Below are 16197 nucleotides of genomic sequence, written 5' to 3' on the forward strand. Positions count from 1 at the left end.
TTTTCAGTGTAATACCTAGCCATACAAACTATTTTAAACGGATTTCTTTTTTCAAAATCTATCTTTTTGACTGTCGTTGATTCTAAGTAACCAACAGGTATTGGATAAGCTTTTATCGTTTCTGGCAATCGCTCATTTAACTCTTGTGCTTGATGTGTTGTGGACGCTACAATCGCTGATACGCTATCCAAGTTTGAAAAAATGGATTGATAAGGTGACGTAATTTCTGATATTTTCGTTTCATAAGGTGCTCTTAGATGCACATTATGTATAATCGGAATAAACGTCGCTCTTGTTTCCATCAACGGAACACTAGAAATCATTGATTGTGTCCTATCTGATAGAAAAATAGTTTTCTCTTGGTTAAGCTCATCTAGAAAGAACGCGTGCCATTCATTTTTATTTTTAAAATAATAGGTTTCATTTTTATAGTCTGTTAGCTGAATGCGTGATATCTCTTTTCCTTCATTGTAGTAGCAAACTATTTTTTCATCCCCACTTGGATTTAAGTAACTATCTACTATTACTCGTTGGTTTTCCCCTAGTATTTTTACATTACTTAAAAAACCACGTGAATCAAAAATCTCTCTCTTTATCTTGCGACGTTTTTCGTAAGGACCATCAAAATAATTAATATAACTAATTCGTTGGTATGTTTCATCATAAAAATGTGCATAGCAGATATAATCTTCTTGATAAAACACTCTGACATCTGTTGTATGTTTGACAGGTTCCAAACGATATTTTGGATCCTTTTGCCACATATCATAATAATTTTTTTGTGAATAACGATTGTCCCCCATTGCCTCTTGGAAATAATCATATATTGAAAAGATATTATCTGATATTGAAAACAATGAGGCGTTCTCATATAAATCAACGCCATGAGAAAGTGTAACTATTTTTGCTTTCTCCCCCATTTGTAAAAATAACTTCACTCTTTTTATTTGACTATGTTCAATTCCTGGTAACTTTTTCCCTAAATTATTTCCTATGCAGTAAATCAATTTACCACCTCATTATTCAATGTTTCCAGTGAAAGTTGCATTACCTATTTTTGCAGAAATTTTATCTCCTGTTCCTTTAAAAGCAACTAAGACTTTCGCTGTTTTTCTTTCCCCTTTTTCAAGTGTTGCTCCTTGCTCTAGCTCATCTTGAATAACTGCCCCTTGTTCATCATCCTTATCGAAGTACTGAAAGATAGTTCCGTTAAATAAAAAACTACCTTTTGAGACATAGACATCATACTCAAATTCAACTAATTGACCGACATCACTAATTTCTTGCTTGACTGTTTTCACACGGTCATCCGATTCTTTAAGTCGTGTAGCTTTTGCGATACTTAGAGATACTCTTCCCTCATCTTCTGTTTTAAGTTCGATAAAATTACCAAACGGAATCTTTTCAAGATATTCAGAGTATTCTTCTTGTAGTTCTTTTTGTTTTGTTTCTTTGATTTTGTCCTCTACTTCTTTTTTCTTACTGTTTTTAACATCAGTTGTTAGTGTCTCTATTGGACTTTCATCGATTGTTGCCTTAGTCTTTTCTTTTTTTTGACCTTGGGCATACTTAAACGGATTATTATTAACTGCTTTTAAAACCATTGGGCAAGCAAGTCCTACTAAGGCGATAACAACAACAAATATTCTCACAATCTTTTTACTAATCAGACACTCCTCCTCTCAAAAAATACAAAGCATCACATAAAATTAATTAGTCGTAATAACTGTCTTTAGATAACAATTATTATTAACTGAACTGTACACATAATAATATATCAGCCTATCTTTAATTAAAACTATCGACTTTTTTCAATATCCTATAAAAAAATGACATTAAATGATATTAATGACTACAAAATACTCTGTTAACCTCTTTTAATTTTATTTTAGACACAAAAAAAGAGAATAAACTAATTAAAAGTCCATTCTCTTCACTATTTTAATGACTATTTAACAGTAACTCACGAATCATATTTTCATCATATGTATTAATGATTTCGTTGATAACGTAGATTTGTTTGTATTTATACGGTGTATCCGTTAAAAATATATCAGTAATTAGTAAATCATAAATTTTTTCATTGTGCGCAATTTCAAAGGATACATTAAACTCCTTTGAAAATGTTGTTTCTAAGTTTTTCAATATATCTTGCTGTGCCAAGTAATTTACCTGAATAGCGATACCAACAGAAATCGATTTAACACATTCACTTTCAATAATCTGTAAAATAAAACGATAATTTAAGAATACATGGTCATAAATTGCTGGTGATAACTCCAAAGGAAACAATGATAAATGTTCATAAATCACATGGTTAACGATGGTACTAATTGAATCGTCCATTCGTTTTGAGACTAAATAGTTTGATTCAAAGTAGCTCATGTAACTATTAAATTGCGTCATTCGAAAATGAAGTTGATATAAATTACATTCAATATACCAAAGTAAATTCTCTGATAAATAACTTAAATTAAAATGTTTCCCAATTGTCTCCAATGTATTCTCACTTAGATTAATGACGTCTCTAAAGAAATCATTTTTAAAAAAGTCCATCATATATGGATTTTTAGCCATTGGACTATCATAGATGTAGGTTGATAAAAAAAACACATACAAACAAATAAGATCCGTTTCTGTTTGAATAGCTGGTACAGAATTAGGTAATCTACTATTGGTTTGCTTAACTGCCCGTGTAAATTTTTCTCCTATCATTTGGCGGTAAATTTCTTGTTGTGAAATTTCCAATGTCGAACCATGAAGCTCTCTTCTTTTACTAATTAACAGCCATAAATAAAGATGATAAAAATTTTTCTCTTCTATTGGTAATTTAAGCTCTTCGGATAGATTTTCAATAAGTAACACAATGACAGGATCTAATGGATGATAGCTAATCACATCAATTGGTAACGTATGGTTATAAAATTCAAATAAAAAGTACCTTATTTGTAGTTCATCTCCAGAAAATTTAGCATTTTTAATTTGAATATCAAACTCAGCAATTAGTTGATTGATATCTTTTAATCTTCTAAAAAGTGTGGCTTCACTAATCATTAATTCCTGGCATAGTCTAGGAATTGAAAAACCATCATGTTTACTCAAATACATAATAATTCGACAGTTTATCGATTCATTTAAATAGTGGATTAAGATATGTTGTAAGTTAAAATAATACGGGATTTCTAAAAAGACTTTCTTATTTTCAAGTACAATATGTATCCCTTTATCTAGTTCATTCAGTAATTCATCCATAATATTAAGGTATTTATTTAACGACGCTGAAGATACCCTAACTTGTTTTTCTAATTCTTTAACACTCATCTTTCCACCGTTATCCAACAAGTTTTGAACAATCTTAACTTGTGTCATTTCGGGCTTGTCTAAAAGGTCTAGAATATTCAAGTTTGCTCCCTCCAAAATTATTCCCTAAAAAATAATCCTATCATACAACAAAATAAAAAACGAGCTTTTTATAAGTTATAATCAGTCTTTAAATAAATTTTAAATTTTTTTGTATTAAAAAAATACACCAAAATTATTTTTTGATGTACCTTATCCTGATAAGTTTCAATAAAAATGCGAGAAAAGGGACTCGAACCCTCACAAAGAATATTCTTTACAAGATCCTTAGTCTTGCGCGTCTGCCAATTCCGCCATTCTCGCTGGCTATTGCTATTTTACCAAATTTTTTAGTTTTCCGCCACACTGGCAAACATATTTTTCTGTATTAATTCGTCGACGTCTAATTATTGTACTGTGACAAGAAGCACACTCATAGTAACGATAGGTTAAAGTAGTCTTGTCGCCTAAAGCTTTAACAAAACGACTACCACCAGTTTCTTTAAGTAATTGCTTAAAGTCTGAGTCTTTATGTTGATACCCTTTTCCTTCTAAATGTAGATGATAATGGCATAGTTCGTGCTTAATCACACCAACTAATTCTTTTTTACCATATACTTCAACCACTCGAGGGTTAAAATCTAACCGGTGGCTTGATAAATGATATCTGCCACCAGTTGTTCTTAACCGCTTGTTAAATGTTGCTTGATGTCTAAATGGTCGCTTGAAGTCCTTTTTAGAAATCTCTTCAACTAAACATTGTAACTCATCATTTGTCATTAATTTAATTCACTCTTAGCTATGGGTATCATTGTTAGGGCGATACGTTTCTTTTTAAGATCTACGTCTTCGACCCATACAGTCACAACATCCCCAACTGCTACAGCATCAGTTGGATGCTTAATAAAGCGCGTGCTTAATTTAGAAATATGAACCATGCCATCTTGTTTTACACCGATATCAACAAAGGCTCCAAAATCAACCACATTTCTAACTGTGCCTTGAAGTTCCATCCCTGCTTTTAAATCTTCCATACTTAACACATCTTGTCTAAGAAGTGGTGCCGGCATTTCTTCACGCATATCTCTTCCAGGTTGAAGCAGTGCTTTTAAAACATCATCAAGTGTTTCTTTACCAATATTAAGAGTTTGACTTAACTCACTTGCTGATAGTTTTTCTAATGCGGCTTTTGCTTCTTCTGTTCCTAAATTTTCTGCTTTTAGGTTAATTTCTTTCAATAGTTCCTTAACGATTGCGTAACTTTCTGGGTGAATTCCTGTATTATCTAAAATATTTTTACCATCAGGTATTCTCAAGAAGCCAACAGCTTGTTCGTACGCTTTTGGTCCTAAGCGTGGGACTTTTTTAAGTTGTGCTCGGCTATTGAAGACCCCATTTTCTTCACGGTACAAGACAACATTTTTAGCTGTTGTTTTATTTAACCCAGATACGTGTTGCAATAGTTGCGCACTTGCTGTGTTAACATTAACGCCTACCTGGTTCACAGCTGTTTCGACAACAAAGTCTAATTGTTCAGTTAAGCGTTTTTGTGCCACATCATGTTGATATTGTCCTACTCCAACTGCTTTTGGTTCAATTTTCACCAACTCTGCTAGCGGATCTTGTAAACGTCTGGCAATACTTGCAGCACTTCTTTCTTCCACCTGCAAATCAGGGAACTCTTCTCTAGCTACCGCACTTGCTGAATAAACAGAAGCACCCGCTTCGTTTACAATGACATAAAATACTTCACGTTTGATTTGTTTTAGGTTCTCAGAAACAAACAATTCTGACTCACGACTTGCTGTCCCATTACCAATAGCAATCATCTCTACTTTATATTCCTCAATAAATGAAATAAACTCACCAGAGGCTGCTGCTCTTTTAGCAGATGAAGCTGGTTTATGTGGGTAAATTACTTTAACTGCAAGTAATTTACCAGTTTCATCAACCACCGCTAATTTACAACCTGTACGATAAGCTGGATCAAATCCTAAAACAACTTTTCCTTTTAATGGTGATTGTAATAGTAAGTTTCTTAAGTTTTCACCAAAAATTGAAATAGCTTGCTCGTCTGCTTTTTCCGTCAATTCGCCACGAATTTCTCGTTCAATCGCAGGTCCAATAAACCGTTTATAGCTATCTTCATATGCTGCTCTAACAACAGAACTTGCAGAACTTGCGTCTTTTTTTATGATTTTTTTCTCAAGATAATTAAATACTCGCGTTTCATCAATGTCTAACTCGACTTTTATAACGCCTTCTTTTTCACCACGGTTACTAGCTAACACACGGTGTGACGCAATTTTTTTCACTGGTTCATTAAAGTCATAATACATTTCGTAAACAGCCGTTTCATCTAGGCTAGTATCTTTTTCCGTTGTTTTAAAAATACCATTCTGCCAAACAAAATCACGTAACCATTCACGATAGGTTGGTTCGTCACTAATCATCTCAGCAATAATTTCATGAGCACCTGCTAAAACGTCTTCTACTTCCTTAATTTCTTTTTCTGGATTTAAAAAAGTAATTGCTTTTTCTTCAATATTTTCATTTTCAGGAAAAGTCATTAACCAATGGGCAAAAGGTTCTAAACCATTTTCTTTCGCAATAGTTGCTTTAGTCCGACGTTTTTGTTTATATGGTCGGTATAAATCTTCTACTTGTTGCATTTTTTCAGACGCATTGATTTTCTTTTCCAATGCCTCTGTCAGCTTTCCTTGTTCATCAATTAAACGAATAACTTCTTCTTTTCGTTTAACCAACCCTACTATATAAGCGTATCTCTCTTCGATTTCTCGAATCTCCACTTCGTCTAAGCTACCTGTCATCTCTTTACGGTAACGGGCAATAAAAGGAACAGTATTACCTTCTTCTAAAAGTTTTAAGACCGTTTGAAGTTGACCACTTTTATATTGTTTTAATTCTTTTTGTAGTAATTTGAAAGCTTGTTGTTCTTGCATAATTTATTTTTTCCCCTCATTCAAAAAATACTTATCAATATAATAAGAAACGCGTAAATAATAAGTATCCAAATAATTTGATAATTGGCTATACCCTTTAAGTAAGTTTAGAGCCGATTCATCTATCGTAACATATTTTTTCTTAAAGAGTGATTTTTTCACATCATATGATAGCTCTTCCTGGAATTCATCAATTTCATCAATATATGGCGCGCACCATTCTAAAAAGGCTGAATTTTTATCTGCGTCATCCATTATATAAACTTGATCCCATCTAAAACTTAAAAATTTGAATGATAAAATTAATTGTTTATAATCAGTTGCATCAATTTTTACATCTGTATAAGTTCTTTCATTGGAAGCTTCAAGAAAGGCTTTGATTTTCCGCTCATCTTTGACTTGATCCTTTTTACGAATATTCATTAATTCCTCTGTTACAACATCTTCAACATAAGGATCAGCTTCATAAGTGAAATACTCATATTCATAATCGTAATCATAATCGTCTTCATAGTAGTACTCATCATCTTCGTCTTTTGACTGTACCGCTTTTTTCTCAACATTATTAGCTAGCATGCGCTCAACGAAAACTGGTTTACTCACTTCAACTGGCTCAGATGGTTTAATATAAACTTCTTCAGGCATGCCTTTAATTTTTCCTTCAAGTTTACTAATTTGAGCTGTTAATAAGTTAATTTCTTGTCTATATGAATACCCTTCTTTATCTAATTCACGGTAACGGGTTTCTAATAGACTGTATTTTTCTTGCCATTCATCCATCAAATTCCATTTTTCTTTCTTGATTTCTAATTCATCAAGCTTTTCATTTAGAATTTCATTAGTTGCTTTCACGTTTTTAACTTGTAATTCTTTTTGTTCTAATGCTTTTTCTAGTTCTTTTTGAGTAACTAACAAAGCATCTTTTTCTTCTTGTCTATTGATGAAATCTTTTTCAAGCGTTTTAAATTTATCATTTTTCTCTTCATTTTTTAGTTTTTCAGCTGCTAGATTTTTATTAAGTTTAGTTAGCTGAATCTCTAATTTTTGGCGCTCGTTAACTTCTAGTTTCAACGATTTTTCTGATTCCTGTAAGGTTTCATCCAACGCATTATAATCATCGCGTGCTTTACCTACTAAATCAGATTGACTTGATTGTAGACGTTCCAAAGATTCATTTAAGCGGCGATTAGTATTTTCAAATTGCTTACTTAATCGTTGACTATCCAAATATTGAACTTTGAAATAGCTCTTCTCTTTTTCTAGCTCTTTGATTTTTTCTTCTAATTTTGCCATATGAGCCATTCGTTTAGCATCAACTTTATTTTGCTCAAGCATATCATTAAGTTTTAAATTTGCTTTATCCAATTGACGATTAATTTCATCATTGGTATTTAGTTTTGTTGTGAGAGCTTGGTTATCACGAACAATGTCTTTCATTTGACCATTTAGTTGTTCTAGTTGTTGATTTTTTTGATTCGCTAATTGTTCCAACTGATAAATTTTTTGTTGACTTGCTTGTTCTAATTTCGCTAATTTTTGTTGGAAAAGATCAGCTTGATTTGCTTTTTCTTCTGCTAATTTGTTATTAATTTCTATTAAATTAACTTCTCTTGATTTTAATAAACTAAATTGCGTTTCATAAGAGCTAATTTTACCGTGTAACTCATTGATATCAGCAAGCATGTCATGATTCGTCACTGAGTTTAACTGTGTTTCTGTCGATTCAATACTAGTAAAACCTTTTAAAATAGACTCTTGTTGTTCTACTTCTAATGTTAACTGTTTAATTAGTGCGTCTTGCTCTCTTAATTGTTTTTCATAATCATTCATCACAGGTTTTGTTTTGGCTGGTTGATTTACTTGAATTTCAGGGCTCTGACTCACTGGTGCTTCTGGTACATTCATGTTTTCTTTGGCCTTAGCCTCAAATACCTCTTTACCTAAAACTTTTTTAGCCACTTTTTCCAAGCACTCGTTAAGAATATCTGTTGCTGTAAAGACAACTTGTTTTATTTCCTCACCAGATAAATCTCCTGTCACGTTAAATGTAATAAATAATTTAACTTCTCCATCATTTTTAGTGTGATAAAAGGCTCTATAAATAGGAAAATCACTCAACACACGTTCCCATTCTTTTAACATTACACGGCCAATAATTGAGACATAAGATGTATCTAATAATGAGTTATCCCAACCTAATTCCAATTGATTTTTATCTAAATTACTTTTTTGCTTCGAGATAATCGAGGTACTCTCTTTCGATTCCCTAACACGTTCTCTTTTAAATATTCGGTATTTTATATTAAATTGATTGCCGCCCATTTTATTTCCTCTCTCTTCTTCAACGGTAATTTTAAAATTGAGGCTCCCACTTGTATTCACTGAAATACTCAATATCTTGAATAATTCTTTTTTTATCTAAAATAACGCCATGAATCGAACCGCCATAGACACCGCCGCCATCCAAACCAATCTTATCATCTGAAAGCCAAAGTTTCGTCGCATCCATTTCCTTATAAAGATACATCGTTGGTGTATGACCAAAAATAATCACCTTACCCGTTTTATTAGACATAGTATGAAACTCATTTCTAATCCATAAAAAATCTCGTTTTGATGTATTTTTCCATGATGGAAGTGATAAATTAACTCCCGCATGGACACAAATATATTGTTCCCACTCAAAATAATAAGGCAATGTTTCTAAAAAAAGAATTAATTCTTTGTATCTTGTTTGAATCATTAAAGACATTTCTGTTGGTGAATACTCGTCAAGTGCACCTTGGTGCAATAAACACTCTATGGTTTCCCCACCACCATTTAAGAGGTAATTTGAATATCTATTCTCCGGGTCTCTTAAAAAATCTAAAAAAAGTTGTTCGTGGTTGCCACGTAAATAAATAGCTTCCATCTCTTTAACTAACTTCATCCCTAGAAGTAAACACTCTTTTGATTTTCTCCCTCTATCCAATAGATCACCAATTAAAACAAGTTGATGCTCACTTTTGTCAAAATCCTGTAAAAGCGATAAAAATAGCTCTATTTCTCCATGAATATCACCAATGACAAATAAATATTTTTTCACTTTGATCTCTCCTAAACAAAAAGTGTTGCTCGTAGCAACACTTTTTTATTCTTGAGAGAAATTCAATTGTACACCTGGTGCGTCCAATGCAATTTCTGTAATTTCATAGGCCATGCGTTCAATCAATACGAATAAAGGTCTTACTAGTTCATTCACTTCTTCAGTTGTTAAATCTTCTATTTTATCAACTTTTCTATTAACTATTTGAACAAATTGTGCAACGTCTCCTGTTAACATCACTTTATCCAAAATAATTTTGTACTCGATTCGTAATCCCATAATTGAATTATTTTCTGCATCAATTTCCATTTCTTCTTTTATCTCAAAAGGATTTAAGCTAACATTGATTGCTGTTTCTTCTGAATGTTCCTCTGGTAATGCATCATAGTGAAAGCTTTGAACAAATTCCTGTTGTCTAATTAATTCCATTATTATATACCTCTTTCTCAACGAACTATTTTTAATTTATTTTCATTTATTTATTATCTACACTTCTATATTCTACCGTATAACTCGCACAAAATAAATCTAAATTTACAATTAGTATTCATTATGAACGTCATTTCGTCTATTTATCCCACCTTGATAAACATTTCCTAATTCAGGTAAAAATGGAATACCATACTTTATGGACTCATAAACAAATATTTTAGCTTTTTTTACAGCCATTTCAACACTCATGCCATTAGCTATTCCCCCACAGATTGCTGAGGCAAACGTACAACCTGCCCCATTATTAAATCCGTTAAATAACTTTTCTTGCTCTAACACAACATGTTCTCTTCCATTATACAACACATCATAGGCGATATTGCCTTCGAGTCGTTGGCCACCTTTAATCACCACATTTTTGACACCTGTTTGATATATTTTCACTGCAGCTACTTTCATGTCTTCCAGATTATTAATTGAATTCATGCCAGATAAAAGCTCTGCTTCTTTTAAGTTTGGTGTTGTAATAGTCGCTTGTGGTAGTAATTCTTGCTTAAAAAAATCAATTATTTTTTGATTGGACTCAAATCCTGATTCCTTTAAAGCAAGAACAGGATCAAGAACAACAGGTATGTTTTCTCTTTCTTTTAAAAAGGATGCCACTAACTTTCCTGTTTCAATACTTCCAAGCATGCCTATTTTGATTGCTAAAAGATCATTATCAATCGACATTAACTGTTTTTCGATGTTCAAAGGGAAAACTTCCTGTATTGATACCTTATCTGTTTCCGGCTTCACACTTACGATACAAGTCACCACATTTTCTGCTACAAGGCGATATTCACTAAAGGTTCTTAAATCTGCCTGTAATCCGCCCCCACTTAAAGAATCAGAACCTGCAATTGTTAATACTTTTTTCATAATTAACTCCATTACTTCCATATTATAGGTAACAAAAAAGATAGAAACACATCACAATCGTTTCCATCTCATTTTAGCATATTTTCTATTGAATTGATCCGATATTGTTAAGAGGCGTTAAACGCATAACTGCCACACCTTTAATCATTGATTCATCATATAGACCAACTCGTCGACTGTCTATTGCTTTTTGTCTATTATCTCCCAATAAAAAATATTTTCTTTCTGGGATATTTTCTGAACCTTTTTTCATGCCAACGATATGTTTTGAATCAAAATTGGTTGTATAGTTCTTTTTCGCATTTTCTTCCACATATTTAAAATTAACAAAATTATCTTTCAAATAAGGTTCATCAAATTCTGAACCATTAACTGTTAGGACATCATTTGTCATCTTAATCTCATCACCAGGTGTTCCAATGACACGTAGTAAATCTTTCTGACCATCTCTTTCAACAAGTACCACATTAAAGCGACTAATTGGTAATTCTTTTTGATACAAGATTTGATTACCTTTTGTCACTTCATTTGACATCGAATTAGTCCCTACCGCGTAACGGTCATATTTATAAGAAATAAAGCCAATAATACCAATAATAAGTGTGACTAAAATAATAACTAAAATTTTAAATAAAGAGAATTCAACTTTTTTCGATCGTTTCTTTTTCTGTTTTTGCTTTACAGCTTTTTCAAATTCTTTTTTTTCTTCAAGCTCATCAAAAATTATTTGTAACTCTTCATCAATTCTTGATTCACTTGCTTTGCGTTTTTTTTTCTTTCCTTTGTTTTTCCTAACAACTTCTTTTGCCGTTATAACATCCCAAACAGGATTGTCATTCATATCCAGTTTAGGTAACGCTTTTTTCTTATTTTTTTTACTCACGAAAGATTAGCCACCTCCTTACCATTAACGATACATCTTTTTATTCTTCATATTCTTCTTTTTCTTTTGCTCGGTACACATCCATTTTTTTGCTAAACAACTCACCGTTTGTCGGTGGTGTATAAGTAATTGCATTAGCGCCTGCTTCTATCGTTTCAAGAATAGCCTCATCTGTTGGACCACCTGTTGCCATAATTGGAAAATCAGGATAGTCCTGGCGAATTAATCTTACAATATGAGCTGTGTCTTTTCCACCACTCACGTTTAATATTTTAACACCTGCTTCTATTTTTTCTTTCACATCTGTAAACTCAGACGTAATCGTCCCAACAATTGGTATATCAATCATTTGAGAGATATCATAAATGGTTTCTTTTGATGTTGGGGCATTAACAACTACACCCAATGACCCGTTCGCTTCAGCAAACATACTCATATTAACTGAACGATTGCCTTGCGTTAATCCGCCTCCAACACCTGAAAAAACAGGAATATCAGCTGCTTCTATGATACATTTTGTAATCGTTGGATGCGGTGTAAATGGATAAACAGCAATGACTGCATCTGCATCAATATTTCTAATAATTGAAATATCTGTTGAATAACAAATTGATTTAATCCGCTTGCCAAAAATTTTAATTCCTGTGCAGTCTCGAATAACATTTGGCACATGAATAGTATCTTTTCGTAAATTTGTCATGATTTCTGGTATATTCCCTTTATTTTTTTTCATCACTTATTCCCCCTATATAAAAAGCCATCCACCCAATTTAGGCTTTTTGGCTTTTATTTATCATATTGATACAACTCGTTTTTCTCAATGACGCTAGTTACTTTATACGCATAGTCAGGGTCTGTAGCATATCCTGAAGCTTGTAATGCCTTAGCTGCCGTTTTATAATCAGAAGCCAAAAGAACGCCCTGATATAGATATGGGTCCCAATCCACACCATTAACAAACAACAACGTATGATCTCTCATACAGTCTTCCCAACTAGCATATACTTTAAAATTAGCACTAATTTCAATCCATTTACCATCTTTATACTCTTTAGTTTTCAGCTTAATAGAGTCATCATTAGGACTAAAGGACTTAATCCCAAATAAATTATTATATTTGGCACTAAGCTCGCTTTGTCCCCAATCCGACTCTAAAATCGCTTGGCCAATAATAATACTTGGTAAAATGCCGTATGTTTGATGAAGTTCTTTAGCTACTGGTACAAGTTTATTAATAAACTCTTCATTTTTTGTATCTGTTGTTTCCTGGTTATTTCCTTGTATCGGAAGATCTGTTATTTTTTTTAAGCTCGACATTAAAACAAAAATACCAATTAAGACGATTGTCACACTCAAAATAACAGGAACCTTTTTAAAACTAGGCGATGCATAGTTCTTTTTTTTTCGTTTTGCCATTATTTACCTACTTTTTTTAATTGATCGACATATTCCTCTAAGACAAGATTATTTTTATTCATGTATTCTGCATTTTCTTTGCCAACATAGCGAATATGCCACGGTTCATAATTTATTCCTGTTATTTTCTCTTTACCTTTTTGATATCTGATAACAAAACCGTAATGGCAAGCATTTTCAGCTATCCATTTACCAGCATCTGTTTTACCAAAATCTTCTTCAAGGGTTTTTCCTTCTTCATACCAGGCGACATCTAAAACATCAATAGCAAGTCCTGTATGATGTTCACTTAAGCCTGGAACAGTTAAATATTCCATGGCTTTGTCTTTTGCTTCATTTTCAGGCAATCCTTGATAAATATTCGTTTCAGTATCTCTTTCAACAATATCTTCTTGCTCTTTTACTGACCGATATGCCGAAATAACCGTTAAATCAAATCCCGCTTTTTTGGCACCATCAACAAAAGCCGTAAAATTATCATAAATTCGGCTATCTATTTTATGCCCATCTGGTAAATCTTTTAAGTTCGTTGGTTCTTCTTTTATTTTGTGTTGCTCATTCACTAATAAAAGCTCCCAGTCATCCAATTTACCTGGATAACTTACTTTTTTTGGTTCTTCTTTTTTCTTTACTTGCGTTGTTTCTTTAGTAGATTGTCCTGTTTCTGCTTTTATCTTTTTATATTCGTTGGCATAAAATACTATCGACAAACCAATAAATAAGCAAGTTATTGTAATAAATATTTTTTTTGCCATAAAAACTTATAATTCCCCTTACTCTTATATTTAATATTTTTATGTATATGTTTCGATTAGGTTCTCATCCACCCACTCTAATAAATCTACTTGAGAATCTTGAATTTGTTGTTGGATCACACCAGGCATACAAAATTCTAAAATATCATCATAACCCCATTCACCATAACTCATAAAGATTCTTAAATTAACAATATGCTTTTTAGGATACGCACTCAAAATATCATCTGCCACGCGTTGCTCTGTGATTAATTCAACTTTTGCCCTTCCTGTATTAATCCATTCTTTGGCAATAATTGATTTTAATCGTTTGTATTCAGCGACAACATAGTTTCTTTTCTCTGGAAAAAGAATTGTTTGTCTCGCTATTTTTTGAATCAACATCCACTCGTAATCAGAAAAAAGGCTTTTCATTTTTTGCATTTTTTCACTAGAAAGGGAGACTTTTCCTTTTTTCCACTCTTCCCATTCTTCTAATGAGATAACTAAAAAATGATCACAAAATATTTTTTCACTAACAAATTGATCCTGAATACGATCTAACATAATATTAACAATTGCTTGATGCATACCTCTCACACCTTTTACATTTGTATTTTAAAACACTTACCGCTATTTTACCCTTTTCTTTAAAAAAAAGCACCTTTTTGAGTAAGATAGAAATGAAAACTTAATATCTTTGAGATAAAAAACAGGAAGGCATAAAAGCATTTTGTTCTGAACAAGCGACTATGAAAACATTTCATTAGTAACAAATAAAAGCCAGCTTGTTAGCTAGCCTCTAAAGTCTACTTTAATATCGATAAATGTTTGAATTTCTGTTAAAAATTGATACAGCCTTGCTCTGTTTTCAAATTCTTCTCGCGTTTTAGGTAATGGCTTGGTTTCATAATGTTTGTAGACTTTCTCCACATCTTTCTTAAGTGACATACCATCATTTTCTTCACCATAAGTTTCGTAGATACGAACAAGCAAATGCTTAATTTCTTCAGACACTTCTTCTTCAACTTCAATATGCGCCATCAACTTTACCATATCTTCTAAGACGTTTAATTGAACACGTCTCATTTGGAAATAACTAATCTCATAACCATCACTGGCTAATAAATGATTATCCAAATGTCTTCTAGCATAGTCCTCACCTTGTGAAATACTTTTAGCAGCACCCTCACAAATTAATTGGCAATCAGTCGTAATAGAGGTTGTATCAAATGCTTCTGACATTTTTAATAGCAACAACTTAATGTATGTATCTACTTTTTCTTTGCTTGATTTAATATCATCTCTAACGTTTGGCATGTATAAATTGGCTATCAACGCTAAACCAACACCCACAAGTAACAGTAAGATAGCATTTTTTACTAACTCTGGTCGCATAGACTTTTCATTTAAAAAGTGAGTGATTAACACTGAATTAACGGGAATGGCTTCTGACATGTCAGCTCTTGCTGCAATTGGAATGTAAATCAATAAATATAAACCAAAAGCAAGTGGTGTATAACCTAGTAATTGATAGCAACCATAGGCAATAATAATGGCAACAAAAAGAGCGATAATTCTACCTATACCTACTTTAAAGGACGATTTTTTAGAATTTGTAACACTTAAAATCGCAATAATACCTGCAGTGGATGGATAGGTCAATCCAAGGTAATTAGCTATGATAATAGCTAAAGTAGCAGCAATGACTGTCTTAATGGTTCTTAAGCCTATTCTCACTTTTTTCACCTCTTTCTTACTTCTATTAAAAAACATAAATAGATTTACGTCAAATACTAGCAGAAATGAGCACTTTCGTATATCATATAACTTACGGGAGGAATCTACTATGAAACACAAATGGTCTGCCATTTTTCTTTTTTTATCTACTTTATTAATTTTTACATCCTGTGGTATCACACAAGAACTAGACGAGTCTCTTGCCTCAGCAAAAGATTTAACTTCTGTGATAGGACAACAAGAAGCACTTATTAACGACTTATTAAAAACTGTAGAAAAAATTCAACCATCTTTTGAAAAAGATATGGATATCGCACCAGAAACTGGCCTTTTCCAAAAAGAAGAGGGAGATTTGTTTAAAAACTTTAATAAACGCCAAGAGTTACTTAAAGAACTTTCTAAAGGTCAAAAACAAATCAAGCAATATCAAAAAGAATTCAAACGAATTAGTGATAAAGAAGCAGTCGACGTCGATAATGATAAACTAAAATTAATTAGCAGTAGCTTAAATATTATCCATAACAACTATGATTCCTTAGTTCTTTACATGAATACAGGTTTTGAACAAGAAGAAGCTCTTTATAGCAATTTACCAGTTGATAATTTAAGTGAACAAGCTTCTGTTATTAACCGAACTTATGGCTCTGTTACCATGGTTGCTGAAGAAGCTGTGAGTAATATGGA

Annotated in this window: 16 protein-coding genes and 1 tRNA gene; 1 reads left to right on the top strand and 16 read right to left on the bottom strand. The window is 32.4% G+C overall.

The window, feature by feature from the left end; translation table 11 throughout:
• The 16 genes from RR554_RS08960 to RR554_RS09035 form a co-directional block, all read right to left on the bottom strand.
• A partial coding sequence (locus tag RR554_RS08960) for a hypothetical protein (RefSeq protein WP_332467858.1) occupies positions 1-1007 on the bottom strand: 1007 nt, incomplete at its 3' end.
• A 12-nt stretch (positions 1008-1019) separates the two neighbouring features.
• Positions 1020-1652, bottom strand: a complete 633-nt coding sequence (locus tag RR554_RS08965; protein WP_332463929.1) for a hypothetical protein — start codon at positions 1650-1652, stop codon at positions 1020-1022.
• 289 nt (positions 1653-1941) lie between these two features.
• Positions 1942-3402: a helix-turn-helix domain-containing protein gene (locus RR554_RS08970; protein WP_332463930.1), complete on the bottom strand. Its 1461-nt coding sequence runs from the start codon at positions 3400-3402 to the stop codon at positions 1942-1944.
• Positions 3403-3577: 175 nt separating this feature from the next.
• Positions 3578-3663, bottom strand: a tRNA-Leu gene (locus RR554_RS08975).
• A 9-nt stretch (positions 3664-3672) separates the two neighbouring features.
• Entirely contained in the window at positions 3673-4119 is a 447-nt protein-coding gene (locus RR554_RS08980; RefSeq protein ID WP_332463931.1) for a SprT family protein, read from the bottom strand.
• The gene (locus tag RR554_RS08985; protein ID WP_332463932.1) at positions 4119-6302 is read right to left on the bottom strand and encodes a Tex family protein; all 2184 of its coding nucleotides are present in this window, start codon (positions 6300-6302) and stop codon (positions 4119-4121) included. The genes RR554_RS08980 and RR554_RS08985 overlap by 1 nt, the downstream gene beginning before the upstream one ends.
• A gap of 3 nt (positions 6303-6305) precedes the next feature.
• Entirely contained in the window at positions 6306-8684 is a 2379-nt protein-coding gene (locus RR554_RS08990) for a hypothetical protein (protein ID WP_332467859.1), read from the bottom strand.
• Positions 8656-9387, bottom strand: a complete 732-nt coding sequence (locus tag RR554_RS08995; protein ID WP_332463934.1) for a metallophosphoesterase family protein — start codon at positions 9385-9387, stop codon at positions 8656-8658. Before RR554_RS08995 ends, RR554_RS08990 begins: the two co-directional genes overlap by 29 nt.
• Positions 9388-9432: 45 nt before the next feature.
• Positions 9433-9816, bottom strand: coding sequence for a DUF1149 family protein (locus tag RR554_RS09000; protein ID WP_332463935.1), 384 nt, complete (start codon positions 9814-9816; stop codon positions 9433-9435).
• 111 nt (positions 9817-9927) lie between these two features.
• Positions 9928-10740, bottom strand: coding sequence for a bifunctional hydroxymethylpyrimidine kinase/phosphomethylpyrimidine kinase (locus RR554_RS09005; RefSeq protein ID WP_332467860.1), 813 nt, complete (start codon positions 10738-10740; stop codon positions 9928-9930).
• 85 nt (positions 10741-10825) lie between these two features.
• Complete coding sequence (lepB, locus tag RR554_RS09010; protein WP_332467861.1) at positions 10826-11623, bottom strand: signal peptidase I; 798 nt, start codon at positions 11621-11623, stop codon at positions 10826-10828.
• Positions 11624-11663: 40 nt separating this feature from the next.
• Positions 11664-12356, bottom strand: a complete 693-nt coding sequence (locus RR554_RS09015; protein ID WP_332463938.1) for a hydrolase — start codon at positions 12354-12356, stop codon at positions 11664-11666.
• A gap of 53 nt (positions 12357-12409) precedes the next feature.
• Complete coding sequence (locus RR554_RS09020; RefSeq protein ID WP_332463939.1) at positions 12410-13039, bottom strand: glycoside hydrolase family 73 protein; 630 nt, start codon at positions 13037-13039, stop codon at positions 12410-12412.
• Positions 13039-13794 carry a M15 family metallopeptidase gene (locus RR554_RS09025; protein ID WP_332467862.1) on the bottom strand — a complete coding sequence of 252 codons (756 nt, stop codon included), beginning with the start codon at positions 13792-13794 and terminating at the stop codon, positions 13039-13041. Before RR554_RS09025 ends, RR554_RS09020 begins: the two co-directional genes overlap by 1 nt.
• A 39-nt stretch (positions 13795-13833) precedes the next feature.
• Positions 13834-14364, bottom strand: a complete 531-nt coding sequence (locus RR554_RS09030; protein ID WP_332463940.1) for a hypothetical protein — start codon at positions 14362-14364, stop codon at positions 13834-13836.
• A gap of 204 nt (positions 14365-14568) precedes the next feature.
• Positions 14569-15513 carry an aromatic acid exporter family protein gene (locus tag RR554_RS09035; protein ID WP_332463941.1) on the bottom strand — a complete coding sequence of 315 codons (945 nt, stop codon included), beginning with the start codon at positions 15511-15513 and terminating at the stop codon, positions 14569-14571.
• 109 nt (positions 15514-15622) lie between these two features.
• On the opposite strand from RR554_RS09035, the gene RR554_RS09040 reads away from it, so the two are divergent.
• Positions 15623-16197, top strand: a 575-nt coding sequence (locus RR554_RS09040) for a hypothetical protein (RefSeq protein WP_332467863.1), incomplete at its 3' end; no start/stop codon positions are given.

The sequence above is a fragment of the Vagococcus sp. genome (assembly GCF_036639995.1).
Taxonomy (GTDB): domain Bacteria; phylum Bacillota; class Bacilli; order Lactobacillales; family Vagococcaceae; genus Vagococcus.